Below are 18,018 nucleotides of genomic sequence, written 5' to 3'. Positions count from 1 at the left end.
CGCTTCTGTTCCCCTTAGCGGACTGCCGCCTGATCGGCGAGAGACTGATTGATCGATGCGCCGTACTGCGTTTGCAGCAGGTTGACCATCTGATCGAGAATGTCGTCGCCGGCGGCGTTTGCCGTTGCTGTGATCTGCTGGTCCTGGTTGTTGAGCACGTCACCCGTCGGTTCCGTGTTGACTTCAGTGACCTTGAGAAGGATTTGCGTTGTCGGGTCGGCGCCAACGGCATTGGCAATCGTGTCAATCGGGCCGGAGAATGCGGCGCTGACACCGGCGCGGCCAAGAACGGCGTCATCCGTGCCACGGGTGATGCCACTCTTGCTTTCAACCGTAATGCCAAGCGGCGCGGCGATATCGGCGAGCGATGTTCCCTTCTGTGCCTGCTGCTTCAGTTCCTCGGCCTTCTTGGCAAGTTCGAGCTTCTGTTGTTGGGCCGTCCAGTCGGCGACGGCCTTATCGTGCACTTCGCTCAGTGGGCGGTCGCGCTCCGGTGTGACATCACGGACTTCGAACCAGAGATAGCCGTCTGTACCGATCGAAAGGGAAGGCGCGTCCGCGCCGGCGTCCGTCCGGAAGGCTGCGCCAAGAACCTGCTGCTTGGCCGGAATATCCTTGACCTCATTGCCATCCTTGTCGAGGCCAGTGGCATCGACGGCATCGATCACGACTGCCTTCAGCTTAAGCTGCTCTGCAATCTGTTCCAGCGTCGACCCAGAGCCACGCAGATCCTCGATCTGATCGTGTACATTGATGAGTTCTTGCGAGGCATTGGAGACGGCCAATTGCTTACGGATCTCTTCCTTGACCTCGTCAAGGCTCTTCACGCTCTCGGGCTTGATGTTGCTGACGCGGAGAATGACCGGGCCGAAGGTACCATCGACAACAGGTGTCGTTCCGCCATCCTTCGACACTGCAAAGGCCGCATCGGCAATTGCCTGATCAGGAACCTTGTCCTTGGAGAACTCACCCAGGAACACGTCGGTTGCCGTCTTGCCCTGATCGGTCACCAGTTGATCGAACGTCGTACCGGTCTTCAACGCGGTTGCGGCAGCGTTGGCAAGATCCTTGTTCTGGAAGGTCAGCTGCTCGATCGTGCGGGTCTCGGGAGTGCGGAAGCTGTCCTTACGCTTTTCGAAATCCTCGCGGATCTGATCGTCCGTAACAGACGCAGCATCGGCGATATCCTCCGGCTGAAGCTTGAGGAAAGCGACCTTGCGATATTCCGGCGCGCGGTAGCGCGTCTTGGCACCTTCAAACCACTTGGCGAGCACATCCTCGGCAGGCGCCTTGATCGGCTCGATATTGGCATTGGTCAGCAGGAGGTAATCGATGCCACGGCTTTCCTGGCGATGGAGCTTGAGCGCATCGACGAGCGTCTTCGGCGCCGTGAAGCCGTTCGAGATAGCGTCGACGATCTGGCTGCGGACGGCAACCTTGCTGCGCTCCTTGATGTAGTCGTCCTCGCGGATACCGGCATTACGCAGTCGCGACGTAAAGAGCGTGCGGTCGAACTGGCCGTTGACCGCCTTGAAGGCCGGGTCGTCACCGATCAACTGCGCTAGCCGATCCTGCGACAAGCCAAGGTTCATGTCGTTCGCCAACTGGTCGAGCGATGCGCCGGCGACGAGCTGTGCCAGCACCTGCTGTTCGACGCCAAAGGCGCGAGCCTGGTCGGGCGTCAGGCGCATGCCGAACTGTTGGCTGAGATTTGCGACCTGTCGCTGATAAGCCAGACGAAATTCGTTTACATCGACGTGCTGGTCTCCAACGCTGACGACCGTCGTGCTGCTGCCACCTGATATCAGCGACCGTGACACGCCCCAGATGCCGAAAGAGGCGACCAGAAGCAGCATGAGGAGCTTGGCAACCCAGGTATGAGCAGCTCTTCTCAGAAGATCGAACATCGAAACGCAAACCTCGCATTATATTCGCCCGTTCGCGGGCAAAGCTTTCGACGTTCCTTAGAACAAAGCCGGCAGGAAATGAAGGGTTATCGCGCGAAAACATCTGCGCTATACCTGCAACCATGCAGGAGCACCTCGCGCCGCAAAAGATCCCGGATGCCGGAACCTTTCCCGGGACTAAATCGTTGAACAGCATCCGGAAAAGAGGAGCAGACCATGGCCGATATGAAAACCGCCTCCGCCCAGTCAGCAACCGCGCGTGTGAAGGCGGAGATCGCGGCAGACGATCTTTCCGCACAGGTCGCAGCATTGCGTGAAGACCTTGCACGCCTGTCCGAAAGCGTTGTGGCGCTTGGACACGGCGCCAAGACCGCCGTAGCCGACGAAGCCTCGGTCATGACGGAACGACTGCGCGACAAGGTACGGGAGGAGCCGATCTTCGCGCTCGCCGTGACAGCCGGCGTCGCCTATCTTTTCGGATTGATGAGCCGTCGATAAGATCGGTCGGCATTTGACCAGGCGAGGGCCGGGCGTATTGGCGCCCGGCTTTTGATTTGTCGTCTAGCGACGTATGACCCGCCCAACGGCAATGAGCAGGCACGCGCCGGCAAAACCAGCGATTAGGTAACCGAGCCAGCCAGCAAGCGTGATTCCCAATCCCGACAGTATGGCATTGGCGACAATTGCACCCACAATACCGAGTATTATGTTCATCAACAGACCCATGTTGCTGTTCATGAACTTTTCCGCGAGCCACCCGGCAATGCCACCGATAATGATAGCGGCTACCCAACCTACGCCTGCGTCTTCCATATGATTTTCCTTCCAACGAAAAAACGAGGTCCGCGCTAGCGAGGGAATTGAGGCGGCTCTGCGAACGAGGCTACCCAGGAGCGACAAGTGATCGGTAGCCTGAAGACAGGCCTGGAACCCGAACGATGTTGCAAACCTTGCGCTCGCATAAAGACTCAACTCTCCCACAAGAAAAAAGATAGGCGATCCGTTTGGTTGCGCAACGCAAATGTTCGCCTGAAGACGAGCGAGGCGAGGCCAGTTGACGTGACCCGTCGCTAAGTTCGGTCAAGCGTTGCCGGTCCACTTGGCGACAACGATCCGCCTAAATCGACTTATCACAACCACTAGGCGCAGTCTCTAAAAAACTCGACATTATGTCGAGTAACTCCTTCAGCGTTTTCGAAGGTCTGTGAGACCTCCTTAGCGCGCGTCTCAGAAGGGAAGCCTATTGCATCGCATTCCGCGATAGAGCGCAGAACAAGCGCCGTATTTATCAGTTCCTACGACCATGCGAAAATGCATACCAATCTTGAGAGATCCGGCCATATCAGCCACGTACTAACAATACCAATATACGATCAGTTTTGTTGGCTCTGAAGGCTCGTCGTCTTCTGCGGCTAGCGAAACCGACCACACTCTGAAGAGTATTAGCGGCCGATTATGCCGTGAATCGTATTGCCGACCCCGCATATGTGTACGAAAAAGCTCATTCCCAACGAAATCGCAGCCTTTCCTTAAGCATTTGCTTGCTCAACCTGCAATCTATGTCATGGTAACTCCTTCACATGAGAGGGGTTCCAGCCATGATTAATCTACAGTCGGCCCATAATGACACCACCCATGACCAACGTCTGCTCGATTGCCGTGCCGACGTTGAACCCGCACTCCATCAGATCATCCGCGATGCGCAGCAAAAGGGATGGGCGCCGGCGGAGGTCGCGATGGCCATCGCGGATGCGGCGGACGACTATATTCTGTTGTTGGCCAGCCGGAAGGCGACGTCACATTGACAGGTCGCGCATTGGAATTGGGGGCAAGGACACGAAAACGATCTGCGGACAGGTAGCGACAATGAAATGGGCATTTGCCCGCAGAGACCACCGCATACGAGAAGGGGCTTGATTTCGCGCTGCGGTTCGAACGGAATTCGTTCCGCCGTGTTTCATGCCCTTGCCATCGATCGGCCTCAGTGACCGAACGCGGACAAACTGGTGGCAACGACGCGGTCGAGCGCGTGGGTCTAGACCGAGCAAGGCCGCTCCTGCAGCTATTAGGTAGCAAGCGAGCGAGGCCGCGGCGAGGCGCTCATCACCGCGAATTCATACTATGTCTTTGATTCTGTTGGTGAGAGCGTCGGGGTTCGAACCCGAGACCTACTGATTAAAAGTCAGTTGCTCTACCGGCTGAGCTACGCTCTCCCTGGAGCCGAGTGGTTCGCCCGGCTGGAAGTGCGCGGAACATATGCAGGTGCCCCATTGCGGTCAACCAAAAAATCATCGTTCCCTGTGCATTAGGCACATTTCTTGCGAATGGCCCTGAAAAGTCAGCTGACGGCCCATCCGCCGTTTCGCCTGTCACCGGGTTTTCACCCTGATTGCGAAGCTCGGCACTCGCATGTGAAGCGACCACAAAAGAAAAGCGCCCGAAGGCGCTTTGTCAAAGTTGGGGGAAACGAGACCATGAACCGGACGGGCGAAAGCTCGAGTGCCGCTTCGTTGGCCACCCGGGAAAGCGGAAAAATCCGGGCATCCTTTCGCGCCGCCATGTCCGCTTGGCGCGGCTCATAATCTCGCCTTATAAATGCACGAAGCGTCAGAAGGTTCCCGAAAAAAACTTAAATCGAATCAAACCCTTCCGAGGACCATTCGACATCTTCACAAAGTCACGCGACGCTCTAGCTAGCCCCTTATACAACCAAGGAGAATGCGATGACCAGCGTGACCACAGCCACACCGACGACGACCCGAAAAGTGTTGCGCGGGCGACCTTATAGCCTCGGTGAATTTGCCAGGAAATATCGTCTCGAGGAAACCGAAGCGAAGCGTCTCTACGAAAAGTTCGGGCCATCTGCCACAGAACTCGATCTCCTTATGGCGGCCAAGCGTCGTTTGCCGACTCACTGATTTGTCAACGCACTTCCGAAACGAGCTGCGCCACAACAGCGACGGTCGGAAGTCGAGTGGTTCCATTTTCATCGTCCTCGGAGTTTGGCGGCGATGCTCGCGGCGATCCGAATTCGTTCGCTGAATGGCGCTCCAAACGATCCCGCCGTCTCAATGCATTGGATCGAATGCTGCTAAACCTGGCTGTGTCCGAGAGATGGCGCCGAGCAATGCGAGGCGGATGCGCTCGATGCCGTTGATCCCACGGAAAACTGAACTCTCATTACCAAGATTTCATTTCATTCTATCAGCATTTCGTGCCAATCCGGGCCGATGCTAATCTGCCGTTCAGCTTCGACATGGTCATCTTGCTGACGCTGCATTGGCGGCTTGTTGACAGAGGCCGGAATGAACGACGTCACGAATACGCAAAAAACCAAGCCGACAAAGGCGAGCGCCGATCTGGCGACCGTTCTTGCCGCCTCGCGCAAACAGTCCAAGGGCCGTTGGCGTGGTCGCCTATTGGTATTGCTGCTGCTGATTCTCGCCGGCGGCGGTGTAGCTTACTTCTATTCGCGGCAGGAGGGGAACCAATACAGCTACGCCACCCAGCCCATCAAACGCGGCGACCTGACCGTGCTGGTTACGGCAACGGGGTCGGTGCAGCCGACGGAGCAGGTGGACATCTCGAGCGAGCTGTCTGGCACGGTTCGCGACGTGAACGTCGACTACAACAGCGAGGTCAAGGCCGGCGAGGTTCTTGCCGCCCTCGATACGAACAAGCTTGAGGCTGACGTCAAGAGTTCGCGGGCGAAGCTCGATTCGGCCAAAGCAAACGTCGTGAAAGCGACAGCTGACCTCGAGTCGGCGGAGAGCTCTTTCCAGCGCTCTCGCAACCTCGTTCAAAGCAACGTTTCTACGCAGCAGAGCCTCGAGGATGCGCGCTACAAGTACGATTCGGCGGTCGCCGCGAAGGACATCAACGTCGCTGCCGTGGCCTCTGCAGAGGCTGATCTCCGGCTTGCCGAAGTCAACCTCGCCAAGGCGAAGATCGTTTCGCCGATCAACGGCGTGGTTCTCACTCGTTCTGTCGACCCGGGCGCGACGGTCGCGGCATCGCTGTCGGCGCCCGTCCTCTTCGTTATCGCCGGCGATCTGAGGAAGATGGAACTGCAGGTCGATGTCGACGAGGCCGATGTAGGCCAGATCACGGTCGGTCAGAAAGCAGCCTTCACAGTCGACGCCTATCCCAATCGGAGCTTTCCGGCCGAGATCAAGCAGATCCGATTTGCGTCCGAAACAACGAACAACGTCGTGACCTACAAGGCGATCCTGTCGGTCGACAATGCTGACCTGTTGCTGCGCCCCGGCATGACCGCCACAGCTGACGTAACAGTAGAGGCGGTCAAGAATACCCTCATGCTTCCCAATTCGGCACTTCGCTATGCCCCGCCGGCCGCAGAATCTCCTCGCAGTCGCGGCATTTTCGGCCTGCTCAGGCCACCGCGCATGGGACCGCGGACCAGCAACCAGGGTGGCGAATCCCTGACTGGAGCCAAGCGGCGCATTTGGGTGTTGAAGGCAGGCAAACCGGCTGCTGTCGTTATTCAGGTAGGGTCTTCCGACGGACAATTCACGCAGATCGTTTCCGGTGACCTGAAAGAAGGCGACGCCGTGGTCACCGACACCACCTCGCAGGCGAAGTAGGCGGGGCTCACGATGACGAGCCCGCCACTCATCGAATTCAAGCACGTCTCCAAGATCTATGGCCAAGGAGAGGCGGCAATTCGCGCCCTAGATGGGGTCGATCTGTCGATCCGTGAACACGAATTCGTTGCCATCATGGGGCCCTCCGGCTCAGGCAAGTCGACCGCCATGAACATTCTTGGCTGCCTCGATGTGCCGAGCGCGGGCGACTACGTCTTCCAGGGGGTATCCACACAGGGCTTCGACCGCAGCCAGCTGACATTGTTGCGCCGTCATATGCTCGGTTTCGTGTTCCAGGGGTTCAACTTGCTGCCGCGCACCTCGGCTTTGGAAAATGTGGAGCTGCCACTGATCTATCGCGGCATGCATGCGAGTGAGCGCCACCGAAAGGCAAAGGAGGCGCTCGGGCTTGTGGGTCTTTCCGGTCGCGAGCATCACAAGACACAAGAACTTTCCGGTGGCCAGCAGCAACGCGTCGCCATTGCCCGCGCGATTGTGACCGAACCCTCGCTGCTTCTGGCGGACGAGCCGACCGGCAATCTCGATACCAAGACCAGCGTTGAGATCATGGATTTGATGACGCGCCTGAATCGTGAACAGGGCATCACGATCGTCATGGTGACGCATGAGCCTGACATTGCCGCCTATGCGCAGCGCCTGCTGCGCTTCATCGATGGCAAGCTGGAGACGGAACTCGAGCATCGCGGGAGGGCGGATCATGTTCTTTGAGACGCTGAAACTTGCGCTACGAGCGATCAGCCGGAACATGCTCCGCTCCTTCCTCACCGTGCTCGGCGTCGTCATCGGCGTGGCGGCGGTCATCGCGTTGGTAACGATTGGCAACGGAACGACCGCCCAGGTCTCGGCCGAGCTTTCGAGGCTCGGCACCAACATGCTGTTTGCGCGTCCGGGCCAATTCGGCCCGGGTCGCGCGAGCTCGGAAGCCCGCCGCTTCACTGTCAAGGACGTCGATGCCATCCGCGATCAGGTTAACGGCCTCCGTGCCACTGCGCCGCTCAATCAGACGACCGCAACGGTCATTTACGGCGGGCAGAGCCACTCGACGACCGTGATGGGGACGACCAACGACTACTTCATCGCACAGGATTGGGACATGGCGACCGGCCGCACTTTCGATGCGGCAGAGGAACGCGGACGCCCGCGCTGCATCCTCGGCGAGACGGTCCGCTCGCAACTCTTCGGCGCCGCCGATCCCACGGGGCAACAGATTCGCGTCGGCAAGATTTCGTGCAGCGTCATTGGCGTTCTTGCCAAGCGTGGCCAGTCCGGCATGGGCAACGACCAGGATGATGTCGTCGTTATGCCCGTCAAGGTCTATCAACGCCGGATCGGCGGCAAGGCGAACGCCAATGTCCAGATGATCGTGATTTCGGCGCGCGACGGAGTATCGACGTCGAAGGTCCAGGACGAAACCGAAAACCTGCTTCGCGAACGGCGCAAGATTATCCCCGGCCGCGAGGATGACTTCAACGTCAATGACATGACGCAGATTGCGGATGCAATGACCGGCACGACGACGCTGCTGACCAGCCTGCTCGGAGCCGTCGCCGCGATCAGCCTGCTCGTTGGCGGTATCGGGATCATGAACATCATGCTAGTGTCCGTGACCGAGCGCACCCGCGAAATCGGCATACGCCTGGCAATTGGTGCGCTGGAAAACCAGGTGCTGTTGCAGTTCCTTGTCGAGGCCGTCGCACTCTCGGTATTCGGCGGCATCGCTGGGATCCTGCTTGGGGTCGGCCTCGGCTATGGGGCGGTGACGGTCCTCAAGGTGCCTTTCGTCGTCAGCCCGACGATGATTGCAGTGGCGTTCGCGTTCTCTGCAGCGATCGGGATGGTGTTCGGGTACTTCCCGGCGCGTCGCGCGGCACAACTCAATCCGATCGAGGCACTGAGACACGAGTAATCGGTCGCGTAGCCGTCTTCTTGACCTTCGCGGTGAATGCTCCCGACATTAGCCACGAGCACGATCGGGCAGGGACGGGCGCTACCCCGTTCGCCCTGCGCCGCCACGCCATTTGTTAGCAGATCGGAAGCGCTTGACGGGGAGGAACGTCGCTCTCACGTCACGCTTTCTCGGTGCCAGCTTGCCGTTCGAAAGCGCACTGATATATCATCAGCTTTTATAGTCGCCTCCGCGACCCGCAGACATTTTCAGAAGCCACGGATACGCGAATGCAGAACTCTCTCAGCCACCTTGCCTATCTCACCTTGGAGCACGCGATCGTGACGTTGACGTTGCAGCCGGGCGCCTTGGTGACTGAAAAGCACCTGATCGACCTTGCCGGCCACGGGCGTACGCCGGTGCGCGAGGCGATTCAGAAGTTGGCTTGGCAAGGGCTGATCGTGGTGAAACCGCGTGTCGGGCTACAGGTGGCGGAGATCAAGCCGACAGACCATAACAATGTGATGCAGGTTCGCCGCGAACTCGAGCCGATCGCCGCCGCATTGGCTGCCGAATTTGCGACAGTAGAGCACCGAAGAGAGCTGGGCGAATGCGCACAGGCGATGGAAGTGTGCGCCACAACCGGCGATTTGGCGGCATTCTTCGCCGCGGACAAGGCCTTTGACGAAATTCTGGAGGAAGCCTGCCCCAACGCCTTTATTACGTCGGCCCTTGGACCGGTTCAGACTCATTCGCGTCGCCTCTGGTCCGCGTCCACGAGCCCTGGCCGTATGGATCAATCCATCTCGTTACACGTGACAGTCATGCGAGCCATCCAGCAAGGCAAATCCAAGGATGCCGGCCAAGCCATGAGCGCGCTGATCGACTATCTCAGCAACCACAATTGAAAACGGCCCCGTTCTGGGGCCGCAGATCAGTTTATCTTGATGAGTTTAACCAACGAATGCTCGTTCGATCACGAACTCTGCTGGCTTGCTGTTTGCGCCCTCGTTGAGGCCGGCCTTTTCCAGCAGATCCTTCGTATCCTTCAGCATCGCGGAGGAACCGCAGATCATGCCACGATCGATTGCCGGATCGAGCGGCGGGACGCCGAGGTCGGTAAAGAGCTTGCCGGACGAAATCAGGTCGGTGATGCGGCCGCGGTACTCAAAGTCCTCGCGAGTGACTGTCGCGTAGTGGCGCAGCTTGTTGCCAACGACTTCCTGCAGGAGTTCGTCGTTCTTGATCTCTTCGACCAGATCGAAGCCATACTTCAGTTCGGCTACGTCGCGGGTTGTGTGGGTGAGGATGACTTCCTCGTACTTCTCATAGGTTTCAGGATCACGGATCAAGCTTGCGAAGGGCGCAATGCCGGTGCCGGTCGAAAACATATAGAGACGACGGCCAGGCGTGAGGGCGTCAAGCACCAGCGTGCCCGTTGGCTTCTTGCGCATCAGGACCTGGTCGCCTGGTTTGATCGCCTGCAGATGCGAGGTCAGCGGGCCGTCCGGAACCTTGATCGAGAAGAACTCAAGCTCTTCTGCCCAGGCGGGGCTTGCGATCGAGTAGGCACGGAAGATCGGCTTGCCCTCGACCATCAGTCCGATCATAGCGAATTCGCCGGACCGGAAACGGAAGCCCTGCGGACGCGTCATCGTAAACCGAAACAGCCGATCCGTGTAATGGGTCACGCTGAGCACGGTTTCGGCATAGACTCCGGCCGGAAGCGGGGAGGCGAAGTCTTCGGTCTTTGCAGGGGCGTTCATTTCGGTATCGGATCCCGTATTCGTCGCACGATGATTTCAATGCCAGCGAGATATTACAAATAGTGTCGCGATTAAAGGTATTCCATTCTTTCTCAGGCGACTTGCACGAAATATGCGTGTCGCGGTCAGGATTCCGTGGCCTTGCAGCGCTTCCTCGCTTTTGCGCTGGCGAAGCGAAGCAAAGGATGCATATTAGGCAAAAACCGCGTCTGCCGGGCGCGGACGCCATAGGCTGCTCGGGGAAACATGAAGATTTTCAATTACAAGCGCGTACCTTACGCGGAAATGCGCGCATTCTCCGTCCATATTCTGACGGCATCCGGCTCCTTTCTCGCGTTTCTCGGCGTCGTCGCGGCAGCCGAGCACAGGTTCATCGATATGTTCTGGTGGCTCGGCCTCGCGCTTCTCGTTGATGGCATCGATGGACCGATTGCCCGCAAGGTCAGCGTCAAGGAAGTGCTGCCAAACTGGTCGGGCGATACGCTCGACAATATCATCGATTACGTGACCTATGTCCTGCTGCCGGCTTTCGCGCTCTATCAGAGCGGCATGATCGGCGAGCCATGGTCCTTCGTGGCGGCAGGGATGATCGTCGTATCAAGCGCAATCTACTATGCCGATACGGGCATGAAGACCGAGGAGTACTTCTTCTCGGGCTTTCCCGTGGTCTGGAACATGATCGTCTTCACCTTGTTCGTCATCGATGCCAGCGCGATCGCGGCTCTCGCCGTCGTCCTCGTCTCCGTCATCCTTACCTTCCTGCCAATCAATTTTCTGCATCCAGTCCGCGTACAGCGCCTACGGCCGCTCAATCTCGGCGTCTTCTTCTTGTGGTCGGCGCTCGGAATGTATGCATTGCTGATGCATTTCGTGATCCCGCAATGGGCGCTTGTCCTCTTTATCCTCAGTGGTATCTACCTCTACTGCATCGGCGCCGTGCTGCAGTTCTTCCCGGCGCTTGGACGGCGCGATTAGGGAGAAGGCAATGGCAAGAACGCAGGCGGTTTCATTCAGCAAGACTGGCGGACCTGAAGTTCTCGAATACATCGATATCGAGCTGCCGCCTCCCGGCGCAGGAGAAGTCCAGATCAAGCACGCGGCCATCGGCCTGAACTTCATTGATGTCTACTTCCGGACCGGTCTCTATAAAGCGCCGCATCTGCCTTTCGTGACTGGCAAGGAAGCGGCCGGTACGATTACGGTAGTCGGCCCCGGCGTGGAGGAGTTTAAGGTCGGCGATCGCGTCGCCTATGCCGGTTCGGATGGCGCCTACAGCGTCGAACGAAACATCGAAACGAAGCACCTCGTGAAGGTTCCGGACGGTATTCCCCTGGAGACGGCCGCTTCGATGATGCTGAAGGGAATGACCGCGGAGTATCTTCTCAACCGGACCTACAAGGTCGACCCCGGGACCACGATCCTGTTTCATGCCGCAGCCGGTGGCGTCGGTCTCATCGCCGGGCAATGGGCCAAGGCGCTCGGCGCAACCGTGATCGGCACCGCGGGCTCGGACAGCAAAGTGCGTCTAGCTCTCGGGCACGGATACGACCACGTCATCAATTACAATACCGAGAATTTCGCAGAACGTGTGCGCGAGATTACCGCTGGCGCTGGCGTTCACGTCGTCTATGACTCGATCGGCCGCGACACGTTTCCACAATCGCTCGACTGCTTGAGACGGCTCGGCATGTTCGTGTCATTCGGCCAGTCTTCAGGGCCGATCGAGAACTTCACACTTGCCATGCTCGCGCAGAAGGGGTCGCTCTTTGCAACGCGGCCCACACTTTTCACCTACATCGCCACACGCGAAGAGCTAACCAATTGTGCAAACGCGTTATTTGATGTTGTTTTGAGCAATAAAGTGCGTATCAATATCAACCAAACCTATCCATTACGTGAGGTCGGGCGGGCGCACATGGATTTGGAGTCCAGAAAAACTACCGGAACTACGCTGCTGATCCCATAATGACCTGAATGGGCAGGGTCGGCAGAGGGAAATGAGGGGAACGTGTCGTTATCTGATGTGCCGGGTCCCGGCGCGTTGTTGTCGGTCCAGCAACTGACGAAACTCTTCGGCAGCTTTGCCGCCTGCAACCATATCGATCTCGATATCGCCCCCGGCGAAATCCATGCCCTCCTTGGTGAAAACGGCGCTGGCAAATCGACGCTCGTCAAGATGCTGTTCGGCGTCCTTGAGCCGACCGAGGGCAATATTCTATGGGAAGGCCGGCCGGTCGCAATCGGCTCGCCAGGCGACGCCCGCAAGCTCGGCATCGGCATGGTCTTCCAGCATTTCTCGCTCTTCGAGGCGCTGACCGTCGCTGAAAACATCGCGCTTTCGCTTGATGACAGCATCCCGATCGGCAGAATTGCGGAAGAAGCAAGGGCGCTCTCACGCGCTTATGGCCTGCCGCTCGACCCGCATGCCCACGTTGCCGATCTTTCCGTCGGCGAACGCCAGCGTATCGAGATCGTGCGCGCACTGCTGCAAAACCCCAAGCTCATCATTCTTGACGAGCCAACTTCGGTGCTGACACCGCAGGAGGCAGACAAGCTTTTCGAAACGCTCTTCAAATTGAAGGCGGAGGGCAAATCGGTCCTCTACATCAGCCATCGGCTCGAGGAAGTTCAGCGCATCTGCGATCGCGCGACCGTGTTGCGCAATGGCAGGGTCACAGGCGCCTGCGATCCACGTCAGGAGACGCCGGCTTCTCTCGCCCGGATGATGGTCGGAAGCGACGTTGCGACCGTTACGCATCCCGATCGCGGCAACAAGGGCGAGGTGCAACTTTCCGTCGCCAATCTTTCCGTCGCCGCACGCACGCCCTTCGCCATGCCCTTGAAGGACGTGTCCGTGACCGTTCGTTCCGGCGAGATTCTGGCGATCGCGGGCGTTGCCGGCAACGGCCAGGGCGAACTCTTCGATGCGCTCTCAGGAGAGTATCCTGTGAGTTCACCGGATGCGATCACGATCCGCAAGAAGGCCGTGGGCACCCAAGGCATCACGGCGCGGCGTCTGCTTGGCGCCGGTTTCGTGCCAGAAGAGCGTCATGGCCACGCCGCCGTCTCGACGATGAAGCTCTCGGACAATCTCGTCCTGGCGCGCAGCCAATCCGACCGCAGGGCCTTCCTCGCCGGCGGTTTTCTCAACGTCATTCGCCGTGGCGCCGTCAAGACCGCAACGAAGCGGATCGCCGATGCGATGGACGTGCGCAAGAGCGGCGAGGATCCGGCGGCAGGCTCGCTTTCCGGCGGAAACCTACAGAAGTTCATCGTTGGCCGCGAACTCGACCGCCAGCCGGCGGTTCTCGTCGTCAATCAACCAACCTGGGGCGTCGATGCAGGAGCGGCCAGCCGCATTCGCCAGGCGCTTGTGGATCTGGCGCGGAACGGCTCGGCGGTCGTCGTTATCAGCCAGGACCTTGATGAAATATTCGAAGTCGCCACGGAGATTGCCGTGATTTCTGAGGGGCGGCTTTCGCCACCCTTCCCGGCAGGAGAACTGTCTCGGGAAAAGATTGGCCTCTTGATGGGCGGCCTGCACGAGAGCAAGACCACCTCGGAGGCGGCCAATGCGCATTGAACTCGAAAAGCGGCGGCAGTCATCCAAACTCTACGGCTTCGTATCGCCGCTGTTGGCATTGCTGCTGACGCTGATTGCCGGCGCGATCATGTTTGCCATTCTTGGCAAAAACCCGGTCGAAGCCCTCGACGCCTTTTTCCTCGAACCCTTGCTTGAAGTGTGGTCGCTGCACGAACTTGCCGTCAAGGCGGCACCACTGATCATGATCGGCGTCGGGCTGGCGGTCTGTTACCGCTCCAACAATTGGAATATCGGCGCCGAAGGACAGTTTACGATCGGCGCGATCACCGGCTCTATTCTGCCAATCGTATTCACGGAGTGGCATTCACCTGCCGTGCTGCCCCTAATGCTTATCATGGGCGCCATCGGCGGCGCTCTGTTTGCGGCAATTCCGGCGCTGCTGAAGGCGCATTTCAATACCAACGAAATCCTGACGAGCCTGATGCTAGTCTACATCGCACAGCTTTTCCTCGATTGGCTGATCCGAGGCGCCTGGCGTAATCCGCAGGGCTTCAACTTTCCCGAAAGCGTGCCATTTCCACCGGAAGCCACGCTGCCGGCGATCTGGGAAGAATCTGGCCGGGCGCACTGGGCCTTCGTCTTTGCGATCGTCGCTGCGTTGCTCGTCTGGTTCATGCTGAAATACACGCTGAGGGGCTTTGAGATCGTCGTGCTCGGCCAGTCCGAGCGGGCAGGGCGGTTCGCCGGCTTTTCGTCGAAGAAAATGATCTGGTTCAGCTTCCTGTTTTCGGGGGGGCTTGCCGGACTTGCCGGTATCTCCGAAGTATCTGGATCGATCGGACATTTGCAGCCCGCGATTTCCCCCGGCTATGGCTTCACGGCGATCATCGTCGCGTTTCTCGGACGTCTCAACCCGCTCGGCATCATTGCGTCCGGTCTCGTGCTGGCTTTGACCTATCTCGGCGGCGAGGCTGCGCAGCTATCGCTTGGCGTATCCGACAAGGTGACGCGCGTCTTCCAGGGCCTGCTGCTCTTTTTCGTGCTCTCCTGTGACACCCTCATTTATTACAAGATCCGCGTCGTCTGGTCGCGGGTAAGGGGAGGTGTCGTGTGAGCATCTTCGAAGCCATTCTACTGACGGTCATTACAGCCTCCACGCCTCTAGTCATTGCCGCGCTGGGCGAGCTCGTCGCCGAGCGCTCGGGTGTTCTCAACCTCGGCGTCGAAGGCATGATGATCATGGGGGCCGTCGCGGCCTTCGCGAGCGCGCAGATTTCGGGCTCTCCTTATATCGGGCTGCTTGGCGGAATTGTCGCCGGCGCATTGTTTTCGCTGCTGTTCGGCTTTCTGACTCTGACGCTGGTTGCCAATCAGGTGGCGACGGGTTTGGCACTGACCATCCTCGGACTTGGCGTTTCAGGAATGTTGGGTGAGGGCTATGTGGGTGTGCCCGGCGTCCGCCTCGCGCCGATCGTCATTCCGTACCTTTCCGACATTCCGCTCGTCGGTTCTGTGCTGTTCCATCAGGACCTGACCTTCTATCTGTCGCTTGCACTGCTGTTCGGCGTCAGTTGGTTCCTGTTCCGCAGCCGCACCGGCCTGAAGCTGCGCGCCATCGGCGACAGTCACAGCTCGGCCCATGCCCTTGGCATCAGCGTCATCCGCACGCGCTACCTCGCCGTTATGTTCGGTGGCGCCTGTGCCGGTTTGGCGGGCGCACAACTTTCCCTCGTCTATACGCCGCAATGGGTGGAGAACATGTCTTCCGGCCGCGGCTGGATCACGCTCGCCCTCGTCGTCTTCGCATCCTGGCGTCCATGGAGGGTTTTTGCGGGTGGCTATCTGTTCGGCGCAGTCACAATCCTGCAGCTTCACGCACAGGCTTTCGGGGTTGGAATTCCAGCCCAGTTTCTGTCGATGCTCCCCTATGCTGCCACTATTGTGGTTCTTGTCATCATTTCTCATAATCGACGCACGACGTTGATCAACACGCCCGCGTCGCTGGGAAAAGCATTCGTGCCGGAGCGCTAAACAGAAGAATGAAACGCGCTTCCGGAAATTCCAAACCAACAGGGGTTATCATGAAAAAACTCGCACTCGCATTTGCCGCATCGGCTGCTGCGGTCCTGAGCGTCGGTTCCGCCGCGCAGGCTGCAGACAAGACCAAGGTCTGCTTCGTCTACGTCGGATCGCACACGGACGGCGGCTATTCGCAGGCTCACGATCTTGGCCGCCAGCAGATCCAGAAGGAATTCGGCGACAAGATCGATACGCCTTACCTCGAAAACGTGCCGGAAGGCCCCGACGCCGAACGTGCGATCGAGCGTCTGGCGCGTTCGGGCTGCAAGCTGATCTTTACGACCTCCTTCGGCTTCATGGACGCCACCGTGAAGGTCGCCGCCAAGTTCCCGAACGTGAAGTTCGAACACGGCACCGGCTATAAGTCAGGCCCGAACCTTGCCACCTACAACTCGCGCTTCTACGAAGGCCGCTACATCCTCGGCCAGATCGCAGCAAAGACCTCGAAGAACCATGGCGCCGCCTACATCGCATCCTTCCCGATCCCGGAAGTCGTGATGGGCATCAACGCCTTCGAGCAGGGCGCTCGCTCCATCGATCCCGACTTCAAGCTGAAGGTGATCTGGGTGAACACCTGGTTCGACCCGGGCAAGGAAGCCGATGCCGCGAAGGCCATGGTCGACCAGGGCGTCGATGTGCTGACGCAGCACACGGATACGACTGCTCCGATGCAGGTCGCCGAGGAACGCGGCATTCATGCATTTGGCCAGGCCTCGGATATGATCGCGGCCGGCCCGAAGGCTCAGCTGACGGCAATCGTCGACACCTGGGGCAACTACTACTCCAAGCGCGTTCACGCTCTCCTCGATGGCACCTGGAAGTCCGAGCAGAGCTGGGACGGCTTGAAGGATGGTATCCTCAAGATGGCCGACTACACCAACATGCCTGATGACGTGAAAAAGATGGCCCAGGAAACCGAAGCCAAGATCAAGTCCGGCGAATTGCATCCCTTCACCGGCCCGATCAACAAGCAGGATGGCACGCCTTGGCTGAAGGCTGGCGAGAAGGCTGACGACGCCACGCTGCTCGGCATGAACTTCTACGTCGAGGGCGTCGACGACAAGTTGCCGAAGTGATTTCGGCAAATTGTTAGCACATGCGAAAAGGCGCTCGTTTCGAGCGCCTTTTTTGTTGCGCTGCATACCAGAAAGTGCATTTACAAAAGTAATACTATATGATTTTTTCCTCCTGTGCCGCGTGGAGGCGGCTTTGGGAGGAAATTATGAAATTGAAGACTGCACTCTTGGGTGCCACGATCTTGGCTGCCTGCATGTTCGGCTCTGCATCGGCTGCTGAACTTGTTGTCGGCTTTTCGCAAATCGGCTCGGAATCCGGCTGGCGTGCTGCCGAAACCACCGTCACGAAGGAACAGGCCAAGAAGCGGGGCGTGGACCTGAAGTTTGCTGACGCGCAGCAGAAGCAGGAAAACCAGATCAAGGCGATCCGCTCCTTCATCGCCCAGGGCGTCAACGCCATCTTCCTGGCTCCGGTCGTGGAGACCGGCTGGGACGCGGTTCTGAAGGAAGCGAAGGAAGCCGAGATCCCGGTTATCCTGCTTGACCGGACGATCAAGGCGCCTGAAGACCTCTACCTGACCGCCGTTACCTCGGATCAGGTTCACGAAGGCAAGGTTGCTGGCGACTGGCTGGTAAAGACTGTCGGCGACAAGCCTTGCAACATTGTCGAGCTTCAGGGTACGACCGGTTCTTCGCCGGCTATCGCCCGCAAGAAGGGCTTCGAGGAAGCCATTGCAGGCAAGGCAAACTTCAAGATCGTTCGCAGCCAAACCGGTGACTTCACCCGCACCAAGGGCAAGGAAGTCATGGAAAGCTTCCTGAAGGCAGAAAACGGTGGCAAGGATATCTGTGCGCTTTATGCTCACAACGACGACATGGCCGTGGGCGGCATCCAGGCGATCAAGGAAGCCGGTCTGAAGCCGGGCAAGGATATCCTGGTTGTCTCGATCGATGCCGTGCCCGATATCTTCAAGGCCATGGCCGCCGGCGAGGCGAACGCGACCGTGGAACTGACGCCGAACATGGCAGGTCCCGCGTTCGACGTGCTCGACGCATACCTGAAGGACAAGAAGGCTCCGGCGAAGTGGATCCAGACGGAATCGAAGCTCTACACGCCCGCTGACGATCCGATGAAGGTCTACGAGTCGAAGAAGAACCTCGGCTACTGATTTTTGAGGCTAGAACCGCACCGGCCC

The 18,018-nt window shown here is 58.7% G+C and carries 17 protein-coding genes and 1 tRNA gene; 14 read left to right on the top strand and 4 right to left on the bottom strand.

Annotation, left to right across the window (positions count from 1 at the left end):
* Positions 1 to 14: 14 nt before the first annotated feature.
* Complete coding sequence (locus tag ATY79_RS14610) at positions 15 to 1,907, bottom strand: peptidylprolyl isomerase (RefSeq protein ID WP_088692772.1); 1,893 nt, start codon at positions 1,905 to 1,907, stop codon at positions 15 to 17.
* A 216-nt stretch (positions 1,908 to 2,123) separates the two neighbouring features.
* Between ATY79_RS14610 and ATY79_RS14605 the strand changes: the two genes are divergently transcribed.
* Positions 2,124 to 2,405, top strand: a complete 282-nt coding sequence (locus ATY79_RS14605; RefSeq protein WP_007793703.1) for a hypothetical protein — start codon at positions 2,124 to 2,126, stop codon at positions 2,403 to 2,405.
* 63 nt (positions 2,406 to 2,468) lie between these two features.
* Here ATY79_RS14605 and ATY79_RS14600 read toward each other — a convergent pair whose 3' ends face one another.
* Positions 2,469 to 2,720 (bottom strand): GlsB/YeaQ/YmgE family stress response membrane protein, encoded by a 252-nt coding sequence (locus ATY79_RS14600; RefSeq protein WP_088692771.1) that lies wholly within the window; start codon positions 2,718 to 2,720, stop codon positions 2,469 to 2,471.
* Between the two features lie 785 nt (positions 2,721 to 3,505).
* On the opposite strand from ATY79_RS14600, the gene ATY79_RS14595 reads away from it, so the two are divergent.
* On the top strand, positions 3,506 to 3,712 hold the full coding sequence (locus ATY79_RS14595) for a hypothetical protein (RefSeq protein ID WP_088692770.1): 207 nt from the start codon (positions 3,506 to 3,508) through the stop codon (positions 3,710 to 3,712).
* Positions 3,713 to 4,044: 332 nt separating this feature from the next.
* On the opposite strand, the gene ATY79_RS14590 is transcribed toward ATY79_RS14595, so the two are convergent.
* Positions 4,045 to 4,120 (bottom strand) — tRNA-Lys (locus tag ATY79_RS14590).
* Positions 4,121 to 4,630: 510 nt separating this feature from the next.
* Here ATY79_RS14590 and ATY79_RS14585 point away from each other — a divergent pair.
* From ATY79_RS14585 to ATY79_RS14565, 5 genes are all read left to right on the top strand, one after another.
* A complete protein-coding gene (locus ATY79_RS14585; protein WP_088692769.1) occupies positions 4,631 to 4,825 on the top strand; it encodes a hypothetical protein in 195 nt (64 codons plus the stop codon).
* Positions 4,826 to 5,212: 387 nt separating this feature from the next.
* A complete protein-coding gene (locus tag ATY79_RS14580) occupies positions 5,213 to 6,511 on the top strand; it encodes an efflux RND transporter periplasmic adaptor subunit (protein WP_088704215.1) in 1,299 nt (432 codons plus the stop codon).
* Between the two features lie 12 nt (positions 6,512 to 6,523).
* Complete coding sequence (locus ATY79_RS14575; RefSeq protein WP_088692767.1) at positions 6,524 to 7,240, top strand: ABC transporter ATP-binding protein; 717 nt, start codon at positions 6,524 to 6,526, stop codon at positions 7,238 to 7,240.
* Positions 7,230 to 8,438 carry an ABC transporter permease gene (locus ATY79_RS14570; RefSeq protein WP_088704214.1) on the top strand — a complete coding sequence of 403 codons (1,209 nt, stop codon included), beginning with the start codon at positions 7,230 to 7,232 and terminating at the stop codon, positions 8,436 to 8,438. The genes ATY79_RS14575 and ATY79_RS14570 overlap by 11 nt, the downstream gene beginning before the upstream one ends.
* 269 nt (positions 8,439 to 8,707) lie before the next feature.
* Positions 8,708 to 9,325: a GntR family transcriptional regulator gene (locus ATY79_RS14565; RefSeq protein ID WP_088692765.1), complete on the top strand. Its 618-nt coding sequence runs from the start codon at positions 8,708 to 8,710 to the stop codon at positions 9,323 to 9,325.
* Between the two features lie 45 nt (positions 9,326 to 9,370).
* Here ATY79_RS14565 and ATY79_RS14560 read toward each other — a convergent pair whose 3' ends face one another.
* Positions 9,371 to 10,183 carry a ferredoxin--NADP reductase gene (locus ATY79_RS14560; RefSeq protein ID WP_088692764.1) on the bottom strand — a complete coding sequence of 271 codons (813 nt, stop codon included), beginning with the start codon at positions 10,181 to 10,183 and terminating at the stop codon, positions 9,371 to 9,373.
* 246 nt (positions 10,184 to 10,429) lie between these two features.
* On the opposite strand from ATY79_RS14560, the gene pcsA reads away from it, so the two are divergent.
* The 7 genes from pcsA (at position 10,430) to ytfQ (ending at position 17,991) form a co-directional block, all read left to right on the top strand.
* Complete coding sequence (gene pcsA, locus ATY79_RS14555; RefSeq protein WP_088692763.1) at positions 10,430 to 11,158, top strand: phosphatidylcholine synthase; 729 nt, start codon at positions 10,430 to 10,432, stop codon at positions 11,156 to 11,158.
* A 10-nt stretch (positions 11,159 to 11,168) separates the two neighbouring features.
* A complete protein-coding gene (locus ATY79_RS14550) occupies positions 11,169 to 12,149 on the top strand; it encodes a quinone oxidoreductase (RefSeq protein ID WP_088704213.1) in 981 nt (326 codons plus the stop codon).
* Positions 12,150 to 12,191: 42 nt separating this feature from the next.
* The gene (locus ATY79_RS14545; protein WP_088704212.1) at positions 12,192 to 13,766 is read left to right on the top strand and encodes an ABC transporter ATP-binding protein; all 1,575 of its coding nucleotides are present in this window, start codon (positions 12,192 to 12,194) and stop codon (positions 13,764 to 13,766) included.
* Entirely contained in the window at positions 13,756 to 14,841 is a 1,086-nt protein-coding gene (locus tag ATY79_RS14540) for an ABC transporter permease (RefSeq protein ID WP_088704211.1), read from the top strand. Before ATY79_RS14545 ends, ATY79_RS14540 begins: the two co-directional genes overlap by 11 nt.
* Entirely contained in the window at positions 14,838 to 15,758 is a 921-nt protein-coding gene (locus ATY79_RS14535; RefSeq protein WP_088704210.1) for an ABC transporter permease, read from the top strand. The genes ATY79_RS14540 and ATY79_RS14535 overlap by 4 nt, the downstream gene beginning before the upstream one ends.
* Before the next feature lie 50 nt (positions 15,759 to 15,808).
* Positions 15,809 to 16,882: a BMP family ABC transporter substrate-binding protein gene (locus ATY79_RS14530; RefSeq protein ID WP_088692758.1), complete on the top strand. Its 1,074-nt coding sequence runs from the start codon at positions 15,809 to 15,811 to the stop codon at positions 16,880 to 16,882.
* Between the two features lie 146 nt (positions 16,883 to 17,028).
* Positions 17,029 to 17,991: a galactofuranose ABC transporter, galactofuranose-binding protein YtfQ gene (gene ytfQ, locus ATY79_RS14525; RefSeq protein WP_088692757.1), complete on the top strand. Its 963-nt coding sequence runs from the start codon at positions 17,029 to 17,031 to the stop codon at positions 17,989 to 17,991.
* Positions 17,992 to 18,018 lie beyond the last annotated feature (27 nt).

It is taken from the genome of Rhizobium sp. R693 (assembly GCF_002211315.1).
Lineage (GTDB): Bacteria > Pseudomonadota > Alphaproteobacteria > Rhizobiales > Rhizobiaceae > Rhizobium.
This window is presented reverse-complemented; position numbering and strand designations above follow the sequence as displayed.